This is a genomic window from Streptomyces sp. SM18, assembly GCF_002910775.2.
GTDB classification, from domain to species: Bacteria; Actinomycetota; Actinomycetes; order Streptomycetales; family Streptomycetaceae; genus Streptomyces; species Streptomyces halstedii.
Map to the genome: position 1 here is coordinate 1,812,225 of NZ_CP029342.1, position 24,952 is coordinate 1,837,176.

22 protein-coding genes and 2 pseudogenes are annotated in these 24,952 nt (G+C 72.9%); 11 read left to right on the forward strand and 13 right to left on the reverse strand.

What is annotated here, in order from left to right:
• Positions 1–407: 407 nt before the first annotated feature.
• From B9S64_RS08055 to B9S64_RS08065, 3 genes are all read right to left on the reverse strand, one after another.
• Positions 408–1,433 (reverse strand): endonuclease/exonuclease/phosphatase family protein, encoded by a 1,026-nt coding sequence (locus B9S64_RS08055; RefSeq protein WP_103490051.1) that lies wholly within the window; start codon positions 1,431–1,433, stop codon positions 408–410.
• Between the two features lie 171 nt (positions 1,434–1,604).
• On the reverse strand, positions 1,605–2,480 hold the full coding sequence (locus tag B9S64_RS08060) for a TetR/AcrR family transcriptional regulator (protein ID WP_375153028.1): 876 nt from the start codon (positions 2,478–2,480) through the stop codon (positions 1,605–1,607).
• 193 nt (positions 2,481–2,673) lie between these two features.
• Complete coding sequence (locus tag B9S64_RS08065) at positions 2,674–4,296, reverse strand: DHA2 family efflux MFS transporter permease subunit (protein ID WP_103491028.1); 1,623 nt, start codon at positions 4,294–4,296, stop codon at positions 2,674–2,676.
• A 238-nt stretch (positions 4,297–4,534) separates the two neighbouring features.
• On the opposite strand from B9S64_RS08065, the gene panB reads away from it, so the two are divergent.
• From panB to B9S64_RS08080, 3 genes are all read left to right on the forward strand, one after another.
• Positions 4,535–5,452: a 3-methyl-2-oxobutanoate hydroxymethyltransferase gene (gene panB, locus B9S64_RS08070; protein WP_103491029.1), complete on the forward strand. Its 918-nt coding sequence runs from the start codon at positions 4,535–4,537 to the stop codon at positions 5,450–5,452.
• 170 nt (positions 5,453–5,622) lie between these two features.
• Positions 5,623–6,645, forward strand: coding sequence for an ATP-binding cassette domain-containing protein (locus B9S64_RS08075; RefSeq protein WP_103491030.1), 1,023 nt, complete (start codon positions 5,623–5,625; stop codon positions 6,643–6,645).
• Entirely contained in the window at positions 6,642–7,493 is an 852-nt protein-coding gene (locus B9S64_RS08080) for an ABC transporter permease (protein WP_103491031.1), read from the forward strand. The genes B9S64_RS08075 and B9S64_RS08080 overlap by 4 nt, the downstream gene beginning before the upstream one ends.
• Positions 7,494–7,504: 11 nt before the next feature.
• Here B9S64_RS08080 and B9S64_RS08085 read toward each other — a convergent pair whose 3' ends face one another.
• Both B9S64_RS08085 and B9S64_RS08090 read right to left on the reverse strand, forming a co-directional pair.
• The gene (locus B9S64_RS08085) at positions 7,505–10,861 is read right to left on the reverse strand and encodes a BTAD domain-containing putative transcriptional regulator (RefSeq protein ID WP_103491032.1); all 3,357 of its coding nucleotides are present in this window, start codon (positions 10,859–10,861) and stop codon (positions 7,505–7,507) included.
• 98 nt (positions 10,862–10,959) lie between these two features.
• Positions 10,960–12,300 (reverse strand): hypothetical protein, encoded by a 1,341-nt coding sequence (locus B9S64_RS08090; RefSeq protein WP_258037834.1) that lies wholly within the window; start codon positions 12,298–12,300, stop codon positions 10,960–10,962.
• Between the two features lie 311 nt (positions 12,301–12,611).
• Here B9S64_RS08090 and B9S64_RS08095 point away from each other — a divergent pair, with 311 nt between their 5' ends.
• Both B9S64_RS08095 and B9S64_RS08100 read left to right on the forward strand, forming a co-directional pair.
• Entirely contained in the window at positions 12,612–12,845 is a 234-nt protein-coding gene (locus B9S64_RS08095; RefSeq protein ID WP_103491034.1) for a hypothetical protein, read from the forward strand.
• Between the two features lie 66 nt (positions 12,846–12,911).
• Entirely contained in the window at positions 12,912–13,733 is an 822-nt protein-coding gene (locus B9S64_RS08100) for a site-2 protease family protein (RefSeq protein ID WP_103491035.1), read from the forward strand.
• A gap of 1 nt (position 13,734) precedes the next feature.
• Here B9S64_RS08100 and B9S64_RS08105 read toward each other — a convergent pair whose 3' ends face one another.
• On the reverse strand, positions 13,735–13,917 hold the full coding sequence (locus B9S64_RS08105; RefSeq protein ID WP_103491036.1) for a hypothetical protein: 183 nt from the start codon (positions 13,915–13,917) through the stop codon (positions 13,735–13,737).
• An 83-nt stretch (positions 13,918–14,000) separates the two neighbouring features.
• A complete protein-coding gene (npdG, locus tag B9S64_RS08110; RefSeq protein ID WP_028440012.1) occupies positions 14,001–14,711 on the reverse strand; it encodes an NADPH-dependent F420 reductase in 711 nt (236 codons plus the stop codon).
• A gap of 166 nt (positions 14,712–14,877) precedes the next feature.
• On the opposite strand from npdG, the gene B9S64_RS08115 reads away from it, so the two are divergent.
• Both B9S64_RS08115 and B9S64_RS08120 read left to right on the forward strand, forming a co-directional pair.
• Positions 14,878–15,477 (forward strand): hypothetical protein, encoded by a 600-nt coding sequence (locus B9S64_RS08115; protein ID WP_103491037.1) that lies wholly within the window; start codon positions 14,878–14,880, stop codon positions 15,475–15,477.
• 166 nt (positions 15,478–15,643) lie between these two features.
• A pseudogene (locus B9S64_RS08120) lies at positions 15,644–17,032 on the forward strand (MFS transporter).
• 258 nt (positions 17,033–17,290) lie between these two features.
• Here B9S64_RS08120 and B9S64_RS08130 read toward each other — a convergent pair.
• Positions 17,291–17,851 (reverse strand): hypothetical protein, encoded by a 561-nt coding sequence (locus tag B9S64_RS08130; protein ID WP_103491038.1) that lies wholly within the window; start codon positions 17,849–17,851, stop codon positions 17,291–17,293.
• A 247-nt stretch (positions 17,852–18,098) separates the two neighbouring features.
• Between B9S64_RS08130 and B9S64_RS08135 the strand changes: the two genes are divergently transcribed.
• A complete protein-coding gene (locus B9S64_RS08135; RefSeq protein WP_103491039.1) occupies positions 18,099–18,710 on the forward strand; it encodes a TetR/AcrR family transcriptional regulator in 612 nt (203 codons plus the stop codon).
• A gap of 179 nt (positions 18,711–18,889) precedes the next feature.
• On the opposite strand, the gene B9S64_RS08140 is transcribed toward B9S64_RS08135, so the two are convergent.
• Positions 18,890–19,114: a hypothetical protein gene (locus B9S64_RS08140; RefSeq protein WP_028440010.1), complete on the reverse strand. Its 225-nt coding sequence runs from the start codon at positions 19,112–19,114 to the stop codon at positions 18,890–18,892.
• A gap of 58 nt (positions 19,115–19,172) precedes the next feature.
• Here B9S64_RS08140 and map point away from each other — a divergent pair, with 58 nt between their 5' ends.
• Together map and B9S64_RS08150 are read left to right on the forward strand one after the other, a co-directional pair.
• The gene (gene map, locus B9S64_RS08145; protein WP_103491040.1) at positions 19,173–20,030 is read left to right on the forward strand and encodes a type I methionyl aminopeptidase; all 858 of its coding nucleotides are present in this window, start codon (positions 19,173–19,175) and stop codon (positions 20,028–20,030) included.
• Between the two features lie 216 nt (positions 20,031–20,246).
• Entirely contained in the window at positions 20,247–20,927 is a 681-nt protein-coding gene (locus B9S64_RS08150; RefSeq protein WP_028440008.1) for a heme oxygenase (biliverdin-producing), read from the forward strand.
• On the opposite strand, the gene B9S64_RS08155 is transcribed toward B9S64_RS08150, so the two are convergent.
• Together B9S64_RS08155 and B9S64_RS35505 are read right to left on the reverse strand one after the other, a co-directional pair.
• Positions 20,917–21,690 carry a PhzF family phenazine biosynthesis protein gene (locus B9S64_RS08155; protein WP_103491041.1) on the reverse strand — a complete coding sequence of 258 codons (774 nt, stop codon included), beginning with the start codon at positions 21,688–21,690 and terminating at the stop codon, positions 20,917–20,919. The two genes, B9S64_RS08150 and B9S64_RS08155, sit on opposite strands and share 11 nt — an antisense overlap.
• Positions 21,691–21,810: 120 nt before the next feature.
• Complete coding sequence (locus B9S64_RS35505) at positions 21,811–22,620, reverse strand: HtaA domain-containing protein (protein WP_374936065.1); 810 nt, start codon at positions 22,618–22,620, stop codon at positions 21,811–21,813.
• A 97-nt stretch (positions 22,621–22,717) separates the two neighbouring features.
• Between B9S64_RS35505 and B9S64_RS35510 the strand changes: the two genes are divergently transcribed.
• Positions 22,718–22,948: a glycine zipper domain-containing protein gene (locus tag B9S64_RS35510; RefSeq protein ID WP_374936066.1), complete on the forward strand. Its 231-nt coding sequence runs from the start codon at positions 22,718–22,720 to the stop codon at positions 22,946–22,948.
• Here B9S64_RS35510 and B9S64_RS35515 read toward each other — a convergent pair.
• Positions 22,912–23,451, reverse strand: a pseudogene (locus tag B9S64_RS35515) (HtaA domain-containing protein); the annotation flags it as partial. The gene B9S64_RS35510 and the pseudogene B9S64_RS35515 sit on opposite strands and share 37 nt — an antisense overlap.
• Positions 23,452–23,511: 60 nt before the next feature.
• Positions 23,512–24,921, reverse strand: coding sequence for an HtaA domain-containing protein (locus B9S64_RS08165; protein ID WP_103491043.1), 1,410 nt, complete (start codon positions 24,919–24,921; stop codon positions 23,512–23,514).
• Between the last annotated feature and the right edge of the window lie 31 nt (positions 24,922–24,952).

A 24,952-nucleotide genomic window follows, 5' to 3' on the forward strand; every position in this document is an offset into this window, starting at 1 on the left:
GGCGAGGTGGCGGAATGCCCGGTGTACGCACGGGACATGACGCGGACGGGAGGTCCTGGACGGGGTGGGTCGCCGGACGCGCGTGTCCGGGGCGCGTCCGGCGCACCTGACCGTCGTGTGTGCCTGACGCGCGTATCGGAACCGCGTGTCCGACGGGACGTCCGGACGGGAATGTCCGCTCGCACCGCCGCGGGATCCGGCGGCGGGCGACGGCGCGACGGGGGAAGGGCGGTGACCGCTGGGGTCAGAGGCCTTCGGCGTCGCGGATCGGCCACCGGCGGACCGGTGGCCTGAGTCTGTCGGACTCGGGGCAGGACATGGGCGGGACCCTACCCCATCCGCCTCCTGCGGCGGACGGGGCGGCCGTCACCGGCCCTTCCTCGGCCCCGGCTCCGGGCGGCGGGGTGTCACAACTGGACGCGCGCCGCGATCGGGAGGTGGTCGCTGTCGGTCGCCGGGAGGGTCCAGGAGGAGAGGGGTTCGACGCCCCTGACCATGATCTGGTCGATCCGCGCCATGGGGAACGCCGCGGGCCAGCTGAAGCCGAAGCCGTCGCCCGCCGCGCCCTGGGTGGAGCGCATCTGGGCGGTGACGGCGTTCAGGGAGCGGTCGTTCATCGTGCCGTTGAGGTCACCGAGGAGCACCACCCGCTCGATGGGGTCGTGGGAGATCGTCTCGCCCAGCGCGTCGGCGCTCCGGTCACGCTGGTTGGCGGTGAAGCCGGCGTCGATCTTGACGCGTACCGAGGGCAGATGGGCGACGTAGACCGAGACGGGGCCCTGGGGCGTCGCGACCGTGGCCCGCATGGCGCGGGTCCAGCCCAGCTTGATGTCGACGGGGCGGGAGTCGCTCAGGGGGTACTTGCTCCACAGGCCGACGGTGCCCTGGACGGAGTGGTGCGGATAGTGGCCGGCGAGCGCGCTCTCGTACGCCTTCACCTTGCCGTCGGGGAGTTCCTGGAGGGCCACGACGTCCGCGTCCGCCCCGGCGATCTGCTGGGCCGTGCCCGCCGGGTCGGGGTTGCCCGCGTTGACGTTGTGGGTGGCGACGGTGAAGTTGCCCCCGGTGCCGGACTTCTCGGCGAACAGCAGCCCGCCGAAGAGGTTCAGCCAGACGGCCACCGGCAGGATCAGGGCGATGACCGCGGTCGCCGAGCGGCGGAGCAGCCCGAGGAGCAGCAGCGGCGGGACGAAGAGCCCGAACCACGGCAGGAACGTCTCGATGAGGCTGCCCGTGTTGCCGATGGTGTTGGGGATCTTCGCGTGGAGCACCATCACCAGCGTCAGGAGGACCGAGCAGAGGGCGAGCACGATGCCGCGCCGCCAGATGCCACGATCCGTGGCCAGTCTGTGGCGCAGGGCTCTCAGCCGGGTGCCGGGCCGCCGCGGCCCCGGGTCGGCGTTCTCGGTTTCCGCCCTGTACGCCTGCACCATCGCGCTGTCCTCACTGCTTTGCCGTACACACACATCGCCGCGCCTCATGACCCTAGGCGATGGACGACGCCGATCCTGCCGCCGACGGCGGACGTTCTGCCATCAGGACGAGCGGGGCGGTACGGGGAGTTCCGGTGGGGCGGGGCGGGTGAGGCGGCTGTGACAGAACGCTCACATCGGACCGGTCACCGGTCCACCCGCCGCGACCTGCGCTTTCGGGGCCAGACCCTGGAGCAGGGCGTGGATGAGCCGGTCCACGAGATCGTCGGGCAGCGGTGCTTCGGGGTGGTGGAGGGTGCGCATGAGCACGGGGCCGAGGAACAGGTCGTTCATCAGCTCCGTGTCGAGGTCGTCGCGGAGTTCGCCCGCGTCCACGGCCCGCCGTACGGCCTCCAGCATGGCGGCGCGGCGCGGCGCGATGACGGTGCGCTGGTATTCGGCCCACAGTCTGGGGTGGCTCTTCATCTGTGCGACCACGTTGTGCAGGAAGACCGAGGAGCGGTGGGCGAGTCCGCGCGTACGGACCCACTCCAGCATCAGGCGCAGGTCGTCCAGGCCCGCCGTGCCGGAGACGACGGGGTCGGAGGGTTCGACGGCGCGCAGGACGTCGACGAACAGCGCCTCCTTGTCGCTCCAGCGGCGGTAGATGGTGGCCTTGCCGACGCCGGCGGTGCGGGCGATGCGCTCGATGGACAGCCTGGCCAGGGGTTCGCCGGCCTCCAGGAGCTCCACGACGGCGTCCAGGATGGCCCGTTCGGCGGCGGCGCTGCGGGGGCGGCCGCGGCGGGGTTCCGGGCCGTGGGCGGAGGCGGGGCCGCAGTGCCGGGCCGGGTCCGGACCGCGGTCCCCGGCCTCGTCAGGGCCGTGGCCGGTCCGCCGGTCCGCCGTACCGTCGCCGGACGGGCGGCCCGTGCCGTGGCCGGACGGGCGGTCCGGGTCGTCGCCGGACGCGCGGCCGGTGTCGTGGCCGTGGCCGCCCTGCCGGTCCGGGCCGTCGCCCGGGATGGGGTCCTGGGGCGTTTCCTGTGCCGCCTGCACGTGGGTCACCTCTCGCCGAGCCGTCCGCCGGTCACCGGTCGCCGTACGCCGGTCACCGTCCGTCGTTCGCCGTCCCCGCACCGTTCGTGCGCCGGTCACCCGTGATTCTCGCCGACCGCCGGTGGCCGGGGCGAACGGCCGGGCGGCACGGGGTCCGCCTCGGCCCCGTACCGCCCGGTCGTGCTGCCGCCCGGAGGCGAGGTCACTCGGCCGGGGCGGCCTCCGCCGTCCGCTCCGCCGGGGCGGGCTCCTGGCCCCGTGGCTCCTGGGCCGGGGCCCCGGCGCGGCCCGGCAGGAACAGGCCCACCACGACCGCGCCGATCAGCGCCACCGCGGCCGATCCGAGGGCCGTGACGTGCATCGCCCCGATGAACGCGTCGTTCGCGGCGGCGACCAGCGGCTTGCCCGCCGGGCCCAGCTTCGCCGCGACACCGAGCGTCGCCTCGATCGACTCCCCCGCCACGCCCCGGGCGGCGGCCGGGACCCCGTCGAGGTGCTTCTCGATGTCGCCCCGGTAGACCGTGGAGAGCACCGAGCCGAGCACCGCGACACCGAGCGCCCCGCCGACCTGGCGGAAGGTGTTGTTGATGGCCGAGCCGGAGCCGGCGCGTTCCCGGGGCAGTGCCTGCATCACCGCGACGGTGACCGGCGGCATGACGTGCGCCATGCCCGCGCCCTGGACGAAGAAGATCACGCACATCACCCAGACGGGTGTCTCCGCGTCGAAGACGGCGAACGCCGCCAGGCCTCCCGCGACCATCAGCATGCCCACCGCGCAGACGGCGCGGGCGCCGAAGCGGTCCACGACCAGCCGGGCGCGGGGTGCGAAGACCATCTGCGCGACGGCCAGCGGCAGGACGAGCAGACCGGACTGGAAGGCGCTGTAGCCGCGCACGCTCTGGAGGTAGAAGGCGGAGAAGAAGGTGACGCCCATCAGCGCGAAGAAGACCAGCGCGACGGCGGCGACGGCGGCGGAGAAGGCGGGCTTGCCGAAGTACGAGATGTCGATGGCCGGGTGGCTGCTGCGCTTCTCGTGCCACACGAAGCCCGCCAGCACCACCAGTCCGCCGATCGACGGGGCGAGCACCGTCACGTCCGTGAAGTCGGCGAGTTCACCGCCCCGGATGATGCCGTAGACGAGCAGGACCAGGCCGACGATGGACAGGACGACGCCCACCGGGTCGACCTTTCCTGGCGCGGGGTCCCTGGAGTCCGGCACGAGGACGGCCATGGCGATCAGTGCGATGACCACGACGGGCACGTTGACCAGGAAAATCGAGCCCCACCAGAAGTGCTCCAGGAGCGCCCCGCCGGTGATCGGGCCGATCGCGATGCCCAGGCCGACGCTGCCGGCCCAGATGCCGATGGCCTTGGGCTGCTCGTCGCGTTCGAAGACGTTCATCAGGACGGCGAGGGTGGCGGGCATCACGAACGCCGCGCCGAGCCCCATCAGGGCCCGCCAGGTGATGAGTTCGCCCGGCGACGAGGAGAACGCGGCCAGCGCGGAGGCGAGGCCGAAGACGGATATGCCGCCCAGCAGGACCTTCTTGCGGCCGACGCGGTCGCCGAGCAGGCCCGCGGTGAACAGCAGGCCGGCGAAGACGAGCGTGTAGGAGTTGATCGCCCACTCCAGCTCGCTCTGGGTGGCGCCGATGCCGGTCGGGGCGGGGGTGGCGATCGTCTTGACCGCGACGTTCAGGATCGAGTTGTCGAGGACGACGATGAGCAGGCTGAACATGAGGACGGCGAGGATCGCCCAGCGCCGGCGGTGGACTGCCTCGGGGACACGGGACACGGCGGCTGGAGCGCCGGACGGTAGGGACATGGGCAACACCCTAAGGGGCTTCCAATACGATACCGTCTCGTATTGGAAAGTCTTTACCCGAGCCCCGGACCCGGACCGCGCCCGGCGCCCCGGACACCCCCGCATCCCGGCCCCATGCCCGAAGTCACCCCGGACGACGGCCCGGGCCCACTTCACGCGAGCGCCCGCGGGATGCCACCATGGAAGGGATCCGGGGACGCCGTCAGGGCGCCTCGAGATGACGAAGGAGCCGTTGGCCATGTCGCTTCAGGCTGCGCAGAATCAGGCCGCCACATCCGCCGCCCCGCCCGCCGCGGGCCCCCCGTCCGCCACGGGACCCTCCGCCGGCGCCGGGAAGGCACTGTACGGGGGCAAGAGCTCCCGCCGTGTCACCGTCCACGACATCGCCGCCGCCACGGAGCGCGGCGAGAAGTGGCCCATGCTCACCGCCTACGACGCGATGACCGCGTCCGTCTTCGACGAGGCCGGTATCCCGGTCATGCTCGTCGGCGACTCCATGGGCAACTGCCACCTCGGCTACGAGACCACCGTGCCGGTGACGATGGACGAGATGGCCATGCTCTCCGCCGCCGTCGTCCGGGGCACCAAGCGCGCCCTCATCGTCGCCGACCTGCCCTTCGGCGCCTACCAGGAGGGCCCGGTCCAGGCCCTGCGCAACGCCACCCGGCTGGTCAAGGACGCCGGGGTCGGCGCGGTCAAGCTGGAGGGCGGCGAGCGGTCGCACGAGCAGATCCGCCTGCTGGTCGAGGCCGGCATCCCGGTCATGGGCCACATCGGACTGACCCCCCAGTCCGTGAACGCCATGGGCTACCGGGTGCAGGGCCGCGGCGAGGAAGCCGCCCAGCAGTTGCTCCGCGACGCCAAGGCGGTGCAGGACGCGGGCGCGTTCGCCGTCGTCCTCGAACTCGTACCGGCCGAACTGGCCGCCGAGGTCACCCGCTGCCTGCACATCCCGACCGTGGGGATCGGCGCCGGGCCGGACACGGACGCCCAGGTGCTGGTGTGGACCGACATGGCCGGGCTGACCGGTGGCAAGGTGCCGCGCTTCTCCAAGCAGTACGCGGACCTGCGCCAGGTGCTCGGCGACGCGGTCAGGAGCTACGCCGAAGAGGTCGTCGGCGGAACGTTCCCGCAGCCCGAGCACACCTTCCACTGAGGGCCGCCGGCCACCGGCCGGCACGCTGACCACCGCCGCACCACCGACAGCCCGCCGACTTCCCCCATCGGCGGGCTGTCGCCCGTGCGCACACCCGCGCAGCCGGTCTGTCGGCGTGTCTTGAGCGATGTCGGCGATATATCGGCGGGCTGTCGGTGAGAGCTGGTCTCATGGTGGACATGACGCGAAACGACAAGAACCCCAGGAGCGGCGCCAACGCCGTCGAGGTGCGGGGGCTGGTCAAGCACTACGGCGAGACCAAGGCACTGGACGGCGTGGACCTCGACGTGCGCGAGGGCACCGTCCTGGGCGTGCTCGGGCCCAACGGCGCGGGCAAGACCACCCTCGTACGCTGCCTGTCCACCCTGGTCACGCCGGACGCCGGACACGCCGTCGTCGCCGGCTACGACGTGGTCCGCCAGCCCCGGCAGCTGCGCCGCACCATCGGCCTGACCGGCCAGTACGCCTCGGTGGACGAGAAACTGTCCGGCCGGGAGAACCTCTACATGATCGGGCGGCTGCTCGACCTGCCCCGCAAGACCGCCCGCGCCCGCGCCGACGAGCTGCTGGAGCGCTTCTCGCTCACCGAGGCGGCCAAGCGCCCCGCGATGGACTACTCCGGCGGCATGCGGCGCCGGCTGGACCTGGCGGCGTCGATGATCGGCAGCCCGTCGGTCCTCTACCTCGACGAGCCGACGACCGGGCTCGACCCGCGCACCCGCAACGAGGTCTGGGACGAGGTGCAGCGGATGGTCGCGGAGGGGGCGACCGTGCTGCTGACCACGCAGTACATGGAAGAGGCCGAGCAGCTCGCCAACGAGCTGACGGTGATCGACAAGGGCAAGATCATCGCGCGCGGCGGGGTGGACGAGCTGAAGGCCAAGGTCGGCGGCCGCACCCTCCAGATCCGCCCTTCGGACCCGGCCGAACTGGCCGCCATGGCCCAGACGCTCCGGGAGGCCGGGCTCGACGGGATCGCCGGTGCGCAGGCCGTGCCGGACGAGGGCCTGCTCTACGTGCCCATCCTCAGCGACGAGCAGCTGACCGCGGTCGTCGGACTGCTCGGCTCCCGGGGCTTCTCCCTCGCCCACATCGCCACCGCGCTGCCCAGCCTGGACGAGGTGTTCCTGGCCATCACCGGCGAGAAGACCGCTCACTCCACCGACACGATCCCCGAGGAGGTCGCGGCATGAGCACGACGACCCTGACGCCCGCTCCCACCGACTCCGTCCCGGTGAAGGCCGCCCCCGGCGGGGAGGGCCGGATCGGACTGCGCGCCAACCTGCGGCACATCAGCGCCCTGGTGCGCCGCAATCTGCTCCAGATCAAGAAGGATCCGGAGTCGATGTTCGACGTCCTGCTGATGCCGATCGTCTTCACCCTGCTCTTCGTCTACGTCTTCGGCGGGTCGGTGGGCGGAAGCCTCGGCGGCGACCGGCAGGACTACCTCAACTACCTGGTCCCCGGCCTGATGGCGATGATGGGCATGAACATCGCCTCGGCCGTCGGCACCGGTGTCAACGACGACTTCCGCAAGGGCGTCATGGACCGGTTCCGTACGATGCCGATCGCCCGCTCCTCGGTGCTGATCGCGAAGATAGTGGTCGAGCTCGGCCGCATGCTGGTGGCCATCGCCATCCTGCTCGCCATGGGCTTCGCGCTCGGCATGGAGCTGGGGACCTCGGTGGGCGGCCTGCTCGAAGCGATCGTCCTGGCCGGGGTGTTCGGCGCGGCCATCATGTGGATCTTCATCCTGCTGGGGTTGTCCATGAAGACGGCCCAGTCGGTCCAGGGCGTGGGCTTCCTGGTGCTGATGCCCCTTCAGTTCGGCTCGTCCATCTTCGCGCCGACGCAGACGATGCCGGGCTGGCTCCAGACGTTCACCGACTACAACCCGCTGTCCAATCTGGCGGACGCGGTGCGCGGCCTGATGATGGGCGGGCCCGTCGCCCACTCGGTGTGGATCACGCTCGCCTGGGCCGTGGGGATCACGGTGGTCGTGGCGCCCCTCGCGGTGCGCAAGTTCCGCAAGCGGACCTGATCACCCCCGGGTCACCCCGCCTCGGTCTCCCGTACGTGCGCGTCCATCAGGGCGGTGGCCTCCTCCAGCGTGAGGCCGCCGCCCTCGGCGTACGCCCGGTCGCGGGCCTCGCCGTCCGGCAGGCCCGCGCGGACCAGTTCCTCCGTCAGCAGCAGGTTGGTGCGCTCGCTCGCCGTCGGTACGTAGCCGGCGGGCAGCAGGGCGTCGTGCAGGGCGAGCAGCCGTGCCGCGTCGGCGGCGCGCCGTTCACCGCCGAGCCCGGCCAGCGCCCAGGCGACGGTGACCAGGTGGATGGCCGTCATCTGGGGGGCCACCATCTGCGCCATCCCCTCCCGCGACAGGCTCAGCGCGCGGACGGCCCGGCCCAGAGCGGTGCCGTGGAGGCCGTCGAGATTGTCCAGCCAGGACTGGACGCCCAGCACGAATCCCTCGAAGAGGTCCACCGCGTCGGCGGGGGGCACCCCGAGCATCGATTCCAGGTACTCCCGCGCCTCGGCGGTGCGGCCCGTCCGCCCCAGCCACAGGGTGAGGTAGAGCCGGGCCGCGGGCCGGGCCTCGGGCCCCGAGCCGCGGTCGTCGGCGATCACCTCGCGCAGGATGCGTTCCCCCTCCTCGCCGCGGCCCGTCTCGCAGAGCGCGGAGGCGTACCGGGCGCGCAACATCGCGACCTGGGCCTGGGCCCCGAGCCGTTCGGCGTACGCGACGGCCGCGCGGAAGTCCTCGGCGGCGGCCGCGCTGTCACCGGCGCGTTCGTTGGCCTCGCCCCGGGAGGAGAGCGCCTCGGCGGCGCCCCACGCGTCACCCAGACCCTCGTAGATCCCCAGGCTCTCGTCGGCGTCCCGCCGCGCCTCTCCCGCCCAGTCGGGCCGGTTGGCGAGCGCGTTGGCCCGCATCTGGAGGGCGGCGGCCAGCTCCCACACGTAACCCAGCTCGCGGCAGGCGCGGACCGTCTCGTCCAGGAGTTCGCGGAACCCGTGCAGGTCACCGGTGAACATGACCGCGAACAGCCACAGCGAGCCGGGCGCGCGGCAGGTCTGCGGCTGGCCCGGCCGGTAGGTGCGGGCGACCGCCCGCAGCCGCTTCCTGCCCGCGCTGGTCATCCACTCGTTCGCCTCGTGGTCCATGCTGACCAGCTGGATCAGCCGCACCCCGCGTCTGGCCTCCTGGAGCTGCTCGGGCACCATCGGCGGCGGGCTGTCGGTGCAGCGGGCGAGCAGGGAGGGGGCGGGTTCGACGGGTTCGGCGAACGGGTCGGGGCCGAGTTCCGCGACGGCGTCGGCCCACTGCCGGGCCTCGGCCCGCAGGTCCCGCATCTGCCAGTACCAGGCCAGGGAGAGGACGAGGCAGAGCGCTTCGTGCTCGTCCCCGGTGGCGACGGCGTGCCGCAGGGCGGTGCGCAGGTTCTCGTACTCGCGCCGGAAGCGGGCGAGCGCCGCGAGCTGTTCCGCGCCGCGTAGCGCGGGGTCGGTGGTGCGGGCCAGCTCCCGGAAGTGGACGAGGTGACGCCACTCGGTGGCGGCCCGCTCGCCGGCTTCGTCGAGGCGTTCGGCGGCGTACTCCGCGACGGTCTCCAGGAGCCGGTAGCGCATGTCGCCGTCGTCCCCGGACGCCGCGACGACCAGCGACTTGTCGACCAGCGAGCCGAGCAGTCCCGCCACGTCGAAGGGGCCGATGCCGTCACCGGCGCAGACCTCCTCGGCGGCGGCGAGGGCGCAGCCCCCGGAGAACACCGACAGCCTGCGCAGCACGGCGCGTTCGGCCGGGTCGAGCAGGTCCCAGGACCAGTCCACGACGGCCCTGAGGGTCTTCTGGCGGGGCAGCACGGTACGGCTTCCGCTGGTCAGCAGGCGGAAGCGGTCGTCCAGCCGGTCGGCGATCTGGCGCGGGCCGAGCATCCGCAGCCGGGCCGCCGCCAGCTCGATGGCGAGCGGGAGTCCGTCGAGGCGGTGGCAGATCTCGGCGCAGGCCGCGGCGGTCTCCGGGTCGGCGTCGGTGCGGAAGCCGGGCCGGGCGGCGGCGCCCCGGTCGGCCAGCAGCCGCAGCGCCACGGGGTCGGGCAGCGGATCGAGGGGGCGTAGCAACTCCCCAGGGACGCCGAGGGGTTCACGGCTCGTCGCCAGGATCGTCAGGCCGGGGCAGTGGGCCAGCAGGTGGTCGGCAAGCCGCGCCGCGGCCTCGATCAGGTGCTCGCAGTTGTCGAGGAGCAGCAGCATCCGGCGCTTCGCGCAGTGCTCGGTGAGCTGGGCGAGCGCCTGCCCGGCGGACCCCTTCGTGCCGCGTTCGACCGCCCGCAGCTCCTCGGCCCCCGCGCCGCGCAGCACGGTCTCGCGGGCGTCGAGCGCGCTCAGGACCGCCTCGGCGACCACCGCCGGGTCGTCCACCGGGGCCAGCTCGGCCAGCCAGACCCCGTCGGGCCAGGAGGCGGCGACGGCCTCGGCGGCCTCCTGGGAGAGCCGTGTCTTCCCGGCGCCGCCGGGCCCCAGGAGGGTGACCAGGCGGGCGCGGGAGAGGTCGTCGCGCAGGGCCGCGATGTCGGCCTCCCGGCCCACGAAGCTGGTGAGCCGGGCCCGGAGGTTGCCGCGTGGCGGGGTGCGGACGGCGGGCGCGGGAGCCTCGGCCGGGGCCGGGGCCGGGGGCAGGGGGTCCTGGCCCTGGTGGAGCAACTCCCCGTACAGAGCCCGCAGTTCGGGTCCGGGGTCGGTGCCGAGCCGGTCGGCCAGTACGGTGCGCACCTCGTCGTACGCGGCGAGGGCCTGGGCGGTGCGTCCGGCGCGTGCCAGGGCCTTGACGCGCAGGGCCTGGAGGGGTTCGTCCAGTGGGTGGTCGGCGCAGAGGGCGACGAGGTCAGGCAGGGCGTCCTCGGCCCGGCCGAGGGCGAGTACGGCGCCGGCCCTGGTCCGCCGGGCGTCGAGGCGCCGGGCCTCCCAGCGGGCGGCGGGCGCCTCCCGGTCGGGCAGGTCGGCGAGGGCGGGGCCGCGCCAGAGGGCGAGCGCTTCGTCGAGGAGGGCCAGGGCCTTCGCCCCGTCGCCGTCCTCCAGGGCCCGCGCCCCCTCCCCCGCGAGCCGTTCGAAGCGGCTCAGGTCCACGCGGTCCGGGTCGGTGACGAGCCGGTAGCCGTTCTCCACGGATTCCACGGCGTCCCGGCCGAGCGCGCGCCGGAGCCGGCCCACGAGCGCCTGGAGGGCCCCCGGCGCGTCGGCGGGCGGGTCGCCGTCCCACACCTCGTCCACCAGCGCCCCGGCGGGAACCGCCCGCCCCGGGTACAGGGCGAGCACGGTGAGCAGGGCGCGCAGCCGTGCCCCGCCGAGGGAGGCGGGGGTGCCGTCGTCGCGGAACGCCTGGGTGGTACCGAGGATGCCGTAGTGCACCGGCCCATTGTCCTGCACGGCCGGGCGGGACGCGGACCCCGGTGGGGGCCGCGTGCGGCGGGGGCGCCGAGGGGGTGGAGGCGGCTGCCCGTCCGGGGTCACGCCTTGAGCGCCGCCACCGTCCGCACCCTCTCCCCCATCTCCCGCACGGCCCGCACCTGTCGGTGCGCGGCGAGGCTGTTCCGCATCGTCGCGAAGTGCTCGTCCCCCCGAGAGGTGGAGAGCACCATGTAGTCGTCGAGGAAGATCCCCCACGAGGCACACGCCTCTTCCACGTGTCCCAGCTCGCACTGCCGCTGGGCCAGCACGGCGTTCGCGTGCAACCGGCCCTGGCGCTCCTGACGGGGCATGGCCGTGATCGACTGCTTCAGCGTGGCGATGGAGGCCGGCAGGTCCCGGCCCTCGTAGTGCACGTGCGAGACGTGGAAGAGGTAGGCCGCGCGGTCGTACCCGCCCACCGCCTCACGCCGGGAGTCGGCCTTCGACAGGGCGGTCTCCGCCTCCCGGAGCCGTACGAAAGCGGTCTTGTGGTCCTGGACCATGGCCGATGCGTGCGCCTGCTGGCCCCGGAGGAAGGCGACCAGCCGAGGCCCCGCCTTGGGCGCGGCCTCGGCCGCCGCGTCCGCGAGGTCGAGGGCCTTGCGGCCGTGGCGCAGATGGGATGCCTGCAGACTCATGCCGCGCAGTGTCCGGCAGTAGGTGAGCTGGTCCTGCGACTCACCGGCCAGCTTGAGCGCCTGGAGGTAGTACTTCTGTCCCAGCCCGTGGGCCCGTTCGTACATGGCCATCCAGCCCGTCAGGTACGTGAGGTCCGAGGCGGCCGACAGCATCTCCCGGTGGACCGTCTCGCGCGCACCTGCCCGGAGGTAGGGCGCCACGGTGTTCACCAGGAAGGCGGCGGCCATGGGACGTGCGTGCCCGCCGCCCAACTCGTCCAGGATGTCGGCGATCTTGTCGGTCATCCGCCGGACGACCTCGACCTCTCCCGGGCCGATCCGTGCGGCGGGCCCGGTGATCCGCTCCCGTTCCCCGGCGTTCGCGACGTCGGCGAACAGCGGGACGGAGAGCGCGGCCGAGTAGACGCTCGCGGTCAGGAGACCGCGCCGGGAAGGGTTCATGTCGTCCTTTCCGAGACCGAGCAGGGACTCGACGGTGTCACGGGGTTCGTCACCCGCTGCCGACTCCGGGCGGACGAGACCGAGTTCGTCATAGGTGACCGGTCGCCCCAGCTTGCGCTCGAACGCCGCGACGACCAGGGGCCGGACCCGCTCGTTCGGCTGGGACCCCCTGATCCAGGCGGCCACCGACGGCTGGCTGTAGGTGAGGCTCATGCCGGCCTCCGTCCCCAGGCGGTTGACCGCGTGCGCGAGCTTCGTCTCCGACCAGTCCGCCTGGTGGAGCAGGCTGCGGAGTGCTTCGTTGCGCTGCCGTCCGGACACTTCCGTCACGTCATCTCCCCGCGCGTTTATGGGATTCATGCTGTGCCCTCGCTTCCACGGTACCCGTCCGGGCACGCTGCGCGGTTAGCTCTACACGCACCGCAGTCGAGCGGTGCCGAGGGCCGACCCCCTCCGCCCCCGTGGAAGGACCGCGCGATGCCTCCGTACGACCGACCCCGTCACGACGAACCCCCGCTCCGGTTCCCCGAACCGCCGCCGCCCCCCAGCCCCGCTCTCCTGCGCCGTGCGGAGCGGGGCTGGGCGAAGTTCCTGCGCCGGGCCGAGGGATCCGTCAGGACGGGGGGCGCCTCGTGAACCCGTCCGGCGCCTCCGGGTACGAACCGCACCCGCTGCTCCACACCCGTGTCCGGGACATCCCCAGCCGTACCGAGGGCGAGTTGACGGCCGTCACCCGGGAACACCACCGCGGCGGTGTCCGGCGCATCGCGCACATCCGGCCCGCCGGCGGCGTCGAGTTCGCCACCTCGGCCGAGAACATCGAGCCCGCCCCCGGACCGGCGCCTCCTCCCGGTGACCCGCGCTGAACGCACGCCTCCGGGCGGGGCGGGCGGCTTTGGGTACTGTTGCCATCCCGCCCTCAGGAGTCGCTCATGACCACCGCCTACCGCCGGAGCGACCGCAGCGACCGGCGGATCAGTCCGATCTTCCTCGGCATCGTCGCCGTGACGGCCGTCGCGGGGTGGGCGGTGTGGACGGACTTCGCCGGGCAGGCCGGATTCGCGGTCTTCCTCTTCGTCACCGCGGCCTGGATCGTCTCGCTCTGCCTGCACGAGTACGCGCACGCGCGCACCGCCCTGCACAGCGGGGACATCTCGATCGGGGCGAAGGGCTACCTCACGCTCAACCCGCTGAAGTACACGCACGCCCTGCTGAGCATCGTGCTGCCGGTGCTCTTCGTGATCCTGGGCGGCATCGGTCTGCCGGGCGGCGCCGTCTACATCGAGCGGGGCCGGATCAGCGGGCGGTGGAAGCACAGCCTGATCTCGGCGGCCGGTCCGCTGACCAACGTGCTGTTCGCGCTGGTGTGCACGGCGCCGTTCTGGCTGCACGCGCTGGACGGGGTCCCGTTCACCTTCCGGCTCGCGCTGGCGTTCCTGGCGCTGCTCCAGGTGACGGCCGCGATCCTGAACTTCCTGCCGGTGCCGGGCCTGGACGGATACGGCGTGATCGAGCCGTGGCTCTCCCACCGGGTCCGGAGCCAGGTGGCGCCGTTCGCGCCGTTCGGGCTGATCGCGGTCTTCGCGCTGCTGTGGGTCCCGGAGGTGAACACGGTGTTCTTCGACGCCGTGCACGCGCTGCTGCGGGGGCTGGGGGTCAGCGAGTTCGAGACGTACTGCGGGCTGGACACCTACCGCTTCTGGCAGGAGTGGTTCGGCGACCAGAGCCCGGTGTGCGCGGTCCGGGGGGCCTGAGTCAGGCGGCCGCCTCCGCGCGCATCCTGTTCCGGCGGACGTAGAACCACGTCATGTTCGACGAGAGACCGACCAGCAGCACCCAGACGATCCCGAGGACGATGCCGCCCTGGACGAAGGAGACCACCGCTGCCACCAGGGCGAGCAGGCAGACGACGAGGGAGTAGAGAGCGAGGCGGGGCATGGGGGCGGGTACTCCTGTCGGGGGACGGTGCGCGGTCCCGTCCAGTGTCCCCCATGCCCGTACCGCCTCGGGGAGGGGCTCGCTCACACGTCGGTGGTACGCAGCCCGGCGTGCGCCTTGTAGCGGCGGTTGACCGAGATCAGGTTCGCGACCAGGGACTCGACCTGGTGGGCGTTGCGGAGCCGGCCGGCGAAGATCCCGCGCATGCCGGGGATGCGGTTCGCGAGCGCCTGCACGGTGTCGGTGTCGGCGCGGGCCTCGCCCAGGACCAGGACGTCGGTGTCGATCTCCTGGACCGACTCGTCCTGGAGCAGGACCGCCGACAGGTGGTGGAAGGCGGCGGTGACCCGGGAGTCGGGCAGCAGGGCGGCGGCCTGCTCGGCGGCGCTGCCCTCCTCGGGCGTGAGGGCGAAGGCGCCCTTCTTGTCGAAGCCGAGCGGGTTGACGCAGTCGACGACGATCTTCCCGGCGAGGTCCTCGCGCAGGGCCTCCAGCGTCTTGGCGTGGCCCTCCCACGGCACGGCGACGATGACGAGGTCGCTGCGGCGGGCGCACACGGCGTTCTCGGCGCCCTCGACGCCGTGGCCGAGTTCTGCGGCGGCGGCCTCGGCGCGTTCGGCGGCCCGGGAGCCGATGACGACCTTCTGCCCGGCGCGGGCGAGGCGGTAGGCGAGGCCACGGCCCTGCGGTCCGGTGCCGCCGATGACACCGACGGTCAGGCCGGAGACGTCGGGGAGGTCCCAGGGGTCCTTGGCGGGGGGCTTGGGGGCGCTGCCGCTGTCATGCGTAGTCATGGCCCCGACACTACTGCCAGGTAGGGGCCGTCCCCGGAGCGGCTGCCACTGTGTGGGACCGGTCACCGCGACGGGTGACCGGAGGCCGACCGCCGGAACTCCCCGTTCGAGTGGTCCGGTGGGACAAGCCCTCGCCCCGGGGCGGTCGGCGGCATGATGCCGGACCATGGATGCCGTACGTGTCGCGACGCTGCGTGAAGTACTCGCCGGAACCCGGTGGCCCACGGCCGCCCGGGGGTTCGCCCGGACCCTGCGGTCCTCGGTCGAACCGCAGGGCGGCGGGCTGTTACTGGTCGGGACGGAGGTGTACGAACCGTGGCACATGGCCGCCCATCTGGTGGACGAGTCCACCTGGTCGGGCCTGCCGCAACTGCGTCCCACGCTGGTACGCCACCGGGCCCGGCCCGACGACCCGGCGCACCTGGCGGTCGGCCTGGGCCGGATCGAGGCGGCCGGGCGGGGCGAGACGCTGCTCGTCGTCGCCCCGCAGCGCCCGCGTGGCAGCCTTCTGGAGCGGGTGCACGACGCCCGCCGCGCGGGGGCGACCGTCCTGGCTCTGGAGGGCGGCGACCCGGAGCTGCGGAGCCTGGCGCACGAGGCGCTGACGGTGACCGCCGAGGACGAGGTGGACCTCGACACCGTCCAGCACCTGGTGAGCGCGGCGGCGGGAGAGAACGGCACGCCCACACGGGGCCGGGGCACGTTCCGGGACCGGCTGTCCCGGCTGGCCCACCAGCTGACGGCCCCGCCCCCGGCACGCTGGTGACGGTGGCGGCGCGGGTCGGGGTCCCGGCGCTCAGGGGCCGGGGGTTCCAGGGGCAGCGCGCCGGGGTTCCGGGGGCGTCGCGCGCCGCCGACCTGCCCGTTTCGGAGATCGGGGCCCGGGAAACACAGTTGCCTCCGACCGGCCGGCCCGCGCACCATGGCCCTTCGTGATCTCCCGTCTGCTGCCCGACCTCTCCCCCTGGCGCTCCTCCGCCGACTTCCGGCTGCTCTGGATCCAGGGGCTGGTCACCTACTTCGGCAGCTTCATGGCACTGATCGCCCTGCCGTTGCAGATCAAGGACCTCACCGGCTCGCCGCTCGCCGTCGGGGCGATGGGCGCGGTGGAGCTGGTGCCACTGGTCGTCTTCGGGCTGTACGGCGGGGCGCTGGCCGACTCCGCCGACCGCCGCAAGGTCATCCTGGGCACGGAGGCGGGACTGGGCCTGCTGGCCGTCATCCTGCTGGCGAACGCCCTCGCCCCGGACCCGTCCCTCTGGCCGCTGTACGTGGTGGCCGGCGGGGTGTCCGCGCTGGCCGGGCTGCAACGGCCCGCGCTGGACTCGCTGATGGCCCGGATCGTGCCGCACGAGCAGCAGACGGCGGCCGCCGCGCTGAACTCGCTGCGCTGGCAGGTCGGCGCGATCGCGGGCCCCTCGCTGGCGGGTCTCGTGGTGGCCTACGCCGGGCATGCCACGGCGTACGGGGTCACCGTCGTCACCTTCGGCCTCTCCGTGGTGCTCTGCCTGCGGCTGACGGCGGCCCCGCCCGCCCGTGACGCCCGGAAGCCGTCGCTGCGGGGCATCGCGGAGGGCGCGCGGTACGCGTGGAGCCGGCCCGTCCTGCTGGGGACGTACGCGATCGACATGGCGGCGATGTTCTTCGCCTTCCCGAACACGATCTTCCCGTTCCTCGCGGACGAGCTGGACGCGCAGTGGTCGTTGGGGCATGGGGGCACCTCCCATGCCCTTTAGGCTATGGGGGAGTACGCGGCCGGGTCGGTGGGTTCGCTGGTGCTGGGGCTGACCAGTGGGTGGACCTCGCGGGTGCGGCGGCACGGGCTGTTCGTCGTGGGGGGCGCGGCGGGCTGGGGACTGGCCATCGCGGCGGCCGGATGGTTCGACGACGTCTGGCTGGTGCTGCTCTGTCTGGGCTTCGCCGGGGCGGGTGACATGCTCAGCGGGCTCGGCCGGTCCACCATCTGGAACCAGACCGTCCCGGACGAGCTGCGCGGCCGCCTGGCGGGCATCGAGGTGCTGTCGTACAGCGTGGGCCCGCAGCTGGGGCAGGTCCGGGCGGGCGCGATGGCCGGCTGGACGGGGACCCGGTCCGCGATCTGGAGCGGCGGGGTGGCGTGCGTCGCCTCGGTGGCGCTGCTGTCGGCCGCGCTGCCGAAGCTGCTCACGTACGACTCCGCGACGGACGAGGACGCGGCCCGCAGGCGAGCGGCGCACGCCGACCGCACCGGCCACGCCCCGGAGTCCGACGCCCCGCCTGCCGTGGAACCGGGCGCCTCACCCGCCGCGGAGTCCGGCGTCCAGGGCGTGTTTCGAACGTAGCGCCGTCCGCCCGGAGGGCGGGGCCCGCGGCGTCCGGTGCGTGCGATCGCAAGGCGGAGGATCGCCCTCGTACTGGACGTACTCGGGCGACTCCGACAACGCGGCGAGCGTGCGTGCCGGGCGTCGCGGGCCAGGCGGGACTTTCGAAACACGCCCTGGGTGTACTGAGGGAGCCGGTCGGGGGCTGCCGTGGCCCGGACGCGGGGACGGCGGCTGGCGCCGCGGACGCGGGTTGGGGAGGCCTCCCGGTCGCCCATGTCAGGCCTCCTTGGCGGCACGGCCCAGGCGCAGGGCCGAGATGAGGAAGAAGACGCCGCCGGGGACGGCGTAACCGACGGCGCCGGAGAGCGAGGGGTCGTCCGCGCCGGCGGAGGCGACGAACGAGGCGCCGGCGAGCACGGAGATGCCGCCGCTGAGGATCATCGGCCACTGGCCGCCCATCGTGCGACGGGACACGGCCACGATCAGCTGGACCAGACCGGACACGATCGCCCAGGCTCCCCAGACCCGCAGCACCGCGGGGATTCCGGAGGTGGCGGCGATGCCGATGCCGACGGCCGCGACGAGGCTGACCGCCATGTTGAGGTAAAGCAGCGCCAGCGGCCGGTGCTCGCGCGAGGTGTTGGCGTCGACGACGGCCGCGCCGACGTCGAACAGCGGGTAGATCACCAGCAGCACGCCGGCAACCGGGCCGATCTCCTTGGCCATGGTGAACATCACCAGGGCCCAGACGATGGCGAACGCGAACCGGACGAAGTACAGGCTCCGCAGGGCGGAGGCGGTCCCGGTGGTGGAGGGCGGAGCGGCGATGCCGGTCATGTCGGTCCTTTCGGTGGAACTCGGTGCGGGAAGGGAGGAGTTCAGGGGTGGCCGTCCCGGCCCCGTCGGCTCGTCGCCGTCAGGACCGGCGTGATCGCCCGGTCGCGCGGGCGGCAGGGCGGACGGCGCCCTGGGTCCGCCGAGCACGAAGAGCCGCCACCCGCGAGAACGAACGTTCTGTTCATCAAGACTGGCGAGAGCGGGGAGACTTGTCAAGACCGAACGTTCTACCCGCTAGGATGGCCGTATGGTGCGCAGCGAATCCGGGAGCCGGCCGTCCGAGGCACGCTCCCGGCTGCTCAAGACGGCCACTCAGGTGTTCTACGCGGAAGGGATCCACTCCGTCGGCGTCGATCGCATCGTCGCGGAGGCACACGTGACACGGGCGACCTTCTACCGCCATTTCCCCAGCAAGGAGTCCCTGGTCGTCGCCTATCTCACGGAGGCGGACCGCGCCGTGCGCGGCCAGGCGGACGCGGCCGTCGCCGCGAAGCTGTCCCCCGCCGACACCGTCCGGGCGCTCGCCTCGTCCATCGCACAGGGCATCCGCTCCTCGGGATTCCGGGGCTGCGCCTTCCTCAACGCCGTCGCCGAGTACCCCGACGCCGATCACCCGGTGCACCAGGTCGTCCTGGCGCACCGCCAGTGGTTCCTGGACACCGTCACCGGGCTTCTGGCCGACGTCCGGGAGGAGTCCGCCGAACCCGCCGCCCGCCACTTCGTGATGATGCGGGACGGCGCGATGGCCGCCGGCTGCCTCTTCGACCCGGTGCTGGTGTGCGAAACCTTTCTGGCCGGTGTCGAAAGGCTCCTGGAGACCCACGGCACACCCGCCTCCGCCGAGCCGGGGGACACCTGAGGTACGGCCCGCCGGGGTGCGGGCAGGGGGCGCGTTCGGCACGGCGGGCACACCGAAGAGGGCGACACCGTCCGGTATCGCCCTCAGCGTCTTCCGGTCACGGGAAGCGGCGGTGCGGGATGCTCATGAAAGCCGCACCACAAGCCTGCGCCGCGGCCAGGTACGGGACGGCACAGCCCTCAGTCCGGGGTCTCCTCCGTGCGGTCGTGCCACTTCGGGTCGTTCTCCCATTCGAGGTTCCGCTCACGCGCGGTGTCCATCGCGTGCTGGGCCTCCTCGCGGGAGGTGTACGGGCCGAAGCGGTCCTTCGCCGGGCAGTCGGGGCCTTCCTCGACCTTCTGGTGGACCAGGCAGTAGTACCACTCGCCCGGTTTGCCGACCGTGCGCTTCTTGAACAGGGCCATCGACGGATCCTTTCCTCGCTGCCATGGTGCCCCGAGCCCGCTGGTTAGACTCGTTGACATGTCTGGTCAGTCGCTTCTCGTGCCCGGGGAGATCACCCCCGTCCGTTCCGTCCCCGGAAACATCCGGCGCCCCGAATACGTGGGGAAGCCCGCTCCCACCCCGTACACCGGGCCGGAGATCCAGGACCCCGACACCGTGGAACGCATGCGGATCGCGGGCCGGATCGCCGCGCGGGCGATGGAGGAGGCGGCCAAGCACATCGTCCCCGGTGTCACCACCGACGAACTCGACCGGATCGCCCACGCGTTCATGGTCGACCACGGGGCGTACCCCTCGACCCTCGGCTACCGGGGCTTCCCCAAGTCCCTGTGCACCTCACTCAACGAGGTGATCTGCCACGGCATCCCCGACTCCACGGTGGTGCGGGACGGTGACATCGTGAACCTCGACGTCACCGCCTACATCGGCGGCGTGCACGGCGACAACAACGCCACCTATCTCTGCGGTGACGTGGACGAGGAGTCGCGGCTGCTCGTCGAGCGCACCCGCGAGGCGCTGAACCGCGCCATCAAGGCGGTACGGCCCGGACGGCAGATCAACGTCATCGGCCGGGTCATCGAGTCCTACGCCAAGCGGTTCGGGTACGGCGTGGTGCGGGACTTCACCGGGCACGGCATCAACACCTCGTTCCACTCCGGTCTCATCGTCCCGCACTACGACAGCCCGCACGCGACGACGGTGATGCGGCCCGGGATGACGTTCACCATCGAGCCGATGCTGACGCTGGGGACGCATGAGTACGACCTGTGGGAGGACGGCTGGACCGTGGTCACCAAGGACCGCAGGCGGACCGCGCAGTTCGAGCACACACTGGTGGTGACCGAGACCGGGGCGGAGATCCTGACCCTTCCGTGAGACGGCGCCCGGTCCGGACCGGGCGCCTTACCAGGAGGTTTGCCGGGAGGCCGCTCCAGGACGGTTTTACCGACAAGCAGTCGGGAACCTGTTGACTTAGGTGAGCCTAAGTAGGAGGATCGGTGTGTCGGTAGCCGCTGCGCACGCAGTGGACACCGGCGATATTTCCGCATCTGTACGGACTTCCCGTCCCTTCTTGGCCCTCGGAGGCCCGCCTTGGACGCAACCGCCACCCCCGCGACCGCTCCCAGCACCCCCTTCTCGACGCTGATCCGCACCGCGTCGCACGAACAGCACACCGAGGCGGAGTCCTCCACCTTCATGAGCGACATGCTCGGCGGACGGCTCGGGGTGGACGCCTACACGCGCTACACGGAGCAGCTGTGGTTCGTCTACCGCGCGCTGGAGGACGGCGCCGACGCCCTGCGCGCCGACCCGGTGGCCGGGCCGTTCATACGGCCGGAGCTGATGCGCTCGGCCGAGCTGGAGCGCGATCTCGCCCATCTGCGGGGCGAGGGCTGGCGTGAGGGCCTGGAGCCGCTGCCCGCCACCGCCGCGTACGCCGAGCGGGTCGCCGAGTGCGCCCGTGACTGGCCGGCCGGTTATGTGGCGCACCACTACACCCGTTACCTCGGGGACCTCTCCGGCGGCCAGATCATCCGGGGCACGGCGGAGAAGACCTGGGGCTTCGAGCGCAAGGGCGACGGCGTGCGTTTCTACGTCTTCGAGGGCATCTCCAACCCGGCCGCCTTCAAGCGGGAGTACCGGGAGCTGCTGGACGCGGTGAACGCCGACGACCTGGAGAAGCAGCGCGTCATCGACGAGTGCAAGCGCGCCTTCGCGCTGAACACCGCCGTCTTCCGTGAGCTGGGCGAGGTGTTCCCGCTCAGCGCCTGAGCCCGGCCCGCGCCAGCAGGACGCGGCCCCCGACCTCCACCGTGCCGTCCGGCGCGGGTGCGGTGAGGATCTGGGAGCCGCGTCCTTGTGTGATGTTGAGGGCCCGGCCGAGCCGGGCGCTCAGCAGCATGGCGGCCGCGCCGGTCGCCTCGTCCTCCTCGATGCCCCCGGCGTCCGCCCCGGTGCCTGCCACGGTCCCGGCCCCGGCGCCGGAGCGGCTTCCGCGTGTGTCCGTACGGCCCGAGTCCGTACGGCCCGTTTCCGTACGTCGGGGGAAGGCCCGCGCCCGTACCCGCCCGGCCGCCTCGTCCTCCCAGGCCCAGACGTAGAGCCACCCCTCGCCCGGCGGGGGTTCCGTCAGCGCCTCGATCTCGGCGGCCGTCGCGTACTGCTCCAACGCCCGGGGCGGGGCCCACTCGGGGCGGGCGGTGATCCAGGTGAACTCGCCGTCCTGGCGCGCGAACACGTCCCCGACCGGCAGCTCCAGGACCTCCAGGTCGAGCAGCCAGGCCGCGCCGACGAGCGGGTGCCCGGCGAACGGCAGCCGCAGTCCGGGGGTGCGGATGTCCACGGTGCCGCGTTCCGGGTCGTCCACGAACACGGTCTCGCTGAAACCGAGTTGCCGGGCGAGCGCCTGCCGGGCGTCGTTGCCGGGGTAGCGGCGGCCGTCCCGGACGACGCCCAGCGGGTTGCCGTGGCGGCCGTCCGGGCCGCAGAACACCCGTAGTACGTCGATTCCCTCGGGTACCTCGAAGTCGTTCACGGGGGCATTCAAGCACCGTTCGGCCACCGGGACATCGTGCGGCCGTGTGAACGCGACCGGGGCCGCACCGGCGGTGTGTGCCGGTGCGGCCCCGGTGGGGGTGTGCGTGGGAGCCTCGGGTCAGACGGCCTCGGCGCCCGCACGGCGGCGGCGCGCCGCGATCACGACACCGGCGCCCGCGGCGACGACGACACCCGAGGCGGCGATCAGCGCGCCGGTCGGGAGGTCGGAGCCGGTGGAGGCGAGGGAGCCCGAGCCGCCGACGGAACCGCCGACGGAGCCGCCGCCGCCGACCGTGCCGCCGGTGGAGCCCGTCCCGCCGGTGGTGCCGGAGCCGCCCGTGGAACCGCTGCCGCCGGTGGAGCCGGAGCCCCCGGTGGAGCCGGGGAGTTCGGCGTTCTCGTCGAGCGAGACGGCGACGGTCAGGGCGTCGAGCACCTCACCCTTGTCGTACATGCCGCCGAACGCCTTGGCGCCGCCCGCGGTCAGCGTGGTGGGAACGCCCTTCAGCGTCACGACCCCGCCCTTGGCGGCGAGTTCACCGGAGGGGAGCTTCAGGTCGGCCAGGGCCAGGTCGGTGTAGGTGGCGACCTTCTTGGTGGTGCGGTCCTTGCTGGAGACGTCGGCGACCAGCGTGCCGGTGCCGCCCTTGACCTGGATCCGCAGCTTGCTGAGGGAGAGGTCGAGGGTGTAGGCGTCGCCCTCCTTGTGACCGAGGAAGCGGACCGAGCCGCCGAACTGGGCGTCCAGGGTCTGCTTGTCGGCGTCGAAGGCTCCGGTGGCGTCGGGGAAGCGGTAGCCGTCGGCCGAGGCGGTGGCGCCGCCCGAGGTCTCGACCTTGCCGTTGGCGATGGGGCCCGTGACGTAGGCGCGGAAGGACGCCTTGACGCCCCAGTCCAGGGTGCCGTTGACGACCGGGCCCTGCTTCACGGACGGGGCGGTGGCCGATCCGGAGGGGGCCGGGGAGGCGGAGGTGGACGGGCTGGGGTTGCCGGGGCCGGTCGTCGGCTCCGTGGAGGGCTCCTTCGTGGGCTCCTTGGTCGGCTCCTCCGAGGGCTCCTTCGTGGGCTCCTTGGTCGGCTCCTGGGTCGGCTCCTTCGTCGGCTCCTGGGTCGGCTCCTTCGTCGGCTCCTGGGTGGGCTCCGGGGTGACGGCCTTGACGGAGAGCGTGGCGGGGTCGAGCTCCGCACCCTCCGCGTACATGTTGTTGAAGACCTCGGCACCCGCCTTGGTGAGGGTGGCGGGCATGTCCTTGTAGACCATCGCGCCGCCGTCGCCCTGGCTGGGGCGGACCGAGGAGAGGTCCAGCGCGGCGACCGCGACGTCGTCCTTGGTGCCCTCGGGGGTCTTGACGTCGGCGGTGATCGTGCCGCCGGTGAGGGTCGTCGTGACCTTCACGTCGGAGAGCGTGATGTCCAGGACACCGCCGTGCGCGTTGAAGTTGACGCTGCCGTCGAAAGCGGTGGAGGTGCCGTGGGTGCCCGTGTCGTAGGTGCCCTTGCCGTTGCCGAAGGTGAAGGCCCCGTTGCCGGGGGCCTGGGTGGCCCCGTCCTTGACGGTGATGGTGCCCGCTCCGCCGATGTACCGGCGGAACGAGTCCTTGAAGCCCCAGTCCAGCGTGCCGTCCGTCAGGTCTCTGGTGGCCGCGGGGGCGGCCTCCTTGCTGTCGGCGGCGAGGGCGGGCAGGGCGAAGGTGGCGCCCAGCGCGGCCGCGGTGGCGACGGCGGCGGCGAGGGCTATGGGGCGGCGGGTGGCTGCCATGGCGGTGACTCCTGAAGAGACGTGGTGACGGGGGAAGGTGTGAGGGGAGGGGAGGAAAGTTCAGGTGGTGGTGCGGGCGGCCGTACGGCGCCGCAGGGCCAGCCAGAGGCCGCCGCCCGCGGCGGCGAGCAGCACGGCTCCGCCACCCGCGGCGAGGTAGGTGCCGCCGCCGGTGCCGGACTCCGCGGCCACCGGCTGGGTGGACGGGGTGGCCGCAGGCGTCTCCTCGGGCGTGGCGGAGGGTTCGGCCGCGGTGCCCAGGTCGGGCAGTGCGGGCAGTTGGGCCTTCGCGTCCACGGCGACGGCGAGGGAGACCGGGTCCATCGCGGTGCCCTCGCTGTAGAGGGACCCGAAGGCCTTGGCTCCGTCGGCGGTCAGGGTCGCGGGGGCCTCGGTGAGCGCGGCGAGCCCGTCCTTCGGGGTGAGGTCCTTGGCCGTGAAGGTGACGAGCGCCACGCCCTTGCGGGTGGTGCCCTCGTTGGTGACGTCGGCGCGGAGGGTGCCCTTGCCGGAGGCCACCTTGACGGTGACACCGGCCAGTTCGAGGTCGAGGCCGCCCTTACCGGTGAAGCGGACACTGCCGGCGAACGCCGCGTCGAGAGTCTGCTTCTTCGCGTCGTAGGTGCCCTTGCCCTTCGGGAAGCGGAAGAGCGCTCCGCCGTCCTGGGCGCCGTCGGCGAGGGTCCACTCGCCCTGGGCGATGGAACCGGTGACGTACTCGCGGTAGGTGCGGCGTACGCCCCAGTCCACCGCGGCGTCCTCGAAGCGGCCCGCGGTGCTCTCGGCCTTCTTGGTCTTCGAGGGGGACGGCGACGGGGTGGAGGAGGCGGCCGGGGCGCCCGCCGGGGCCTTGGTGTCGACGGAGAGGCTGACCGGGTCCAGCGGGGTGCCGGCCGTGTAGTAACCGGCGAAGGCCTTGGCCCCCTGGGCGGTGAGCGTCGCGGGGACGTTGTTCAGGGCGACGGGCGTGGACCCGCCCCGCATGTTGATCCCGGACAGCCCGAGCGTGGCCATCGGCACCTGGGCCGAGGTGGTGACCCGGCCGCTCTCCCGCTCCTTGCTGACCATGTCGGCGTAGAGGGTTCCGCCGCCGCCGGATATCCGGACGGTGGGGCGGCCGATGGTCAGGTCGAGCTGGTTCGTGCCGTCCGACTGCCGGTGGCCGACGAAGCGCACGCCTCCCGAGAACCCGGCCTGGAACGCGCCGCTCTCCGGGTCGTACGAGCCGGTCGCGGAGTGGAAGCGGAACTGGCTGCCGCCGACGGTGGCGGTGCCCCCGGTGAGGCTCCAACTCCCCTGGGCGATGGGGCCGGTGACGTAGCTCTGGAACGAGGACTTGATCCCCCAGTCCAGCCGGCCGCCCTGCACCGTACGGCTCGCCGCCTGCGCGGCGGTGGCTGGAAGCAACGCTCCCAGGAGCACCGCGAACAGCGCGACGACAAGCGCGCGCACGGATCTGGACGGCAGCATGGGACCCTCCCGAAGGGCTAGAAACCGAGGT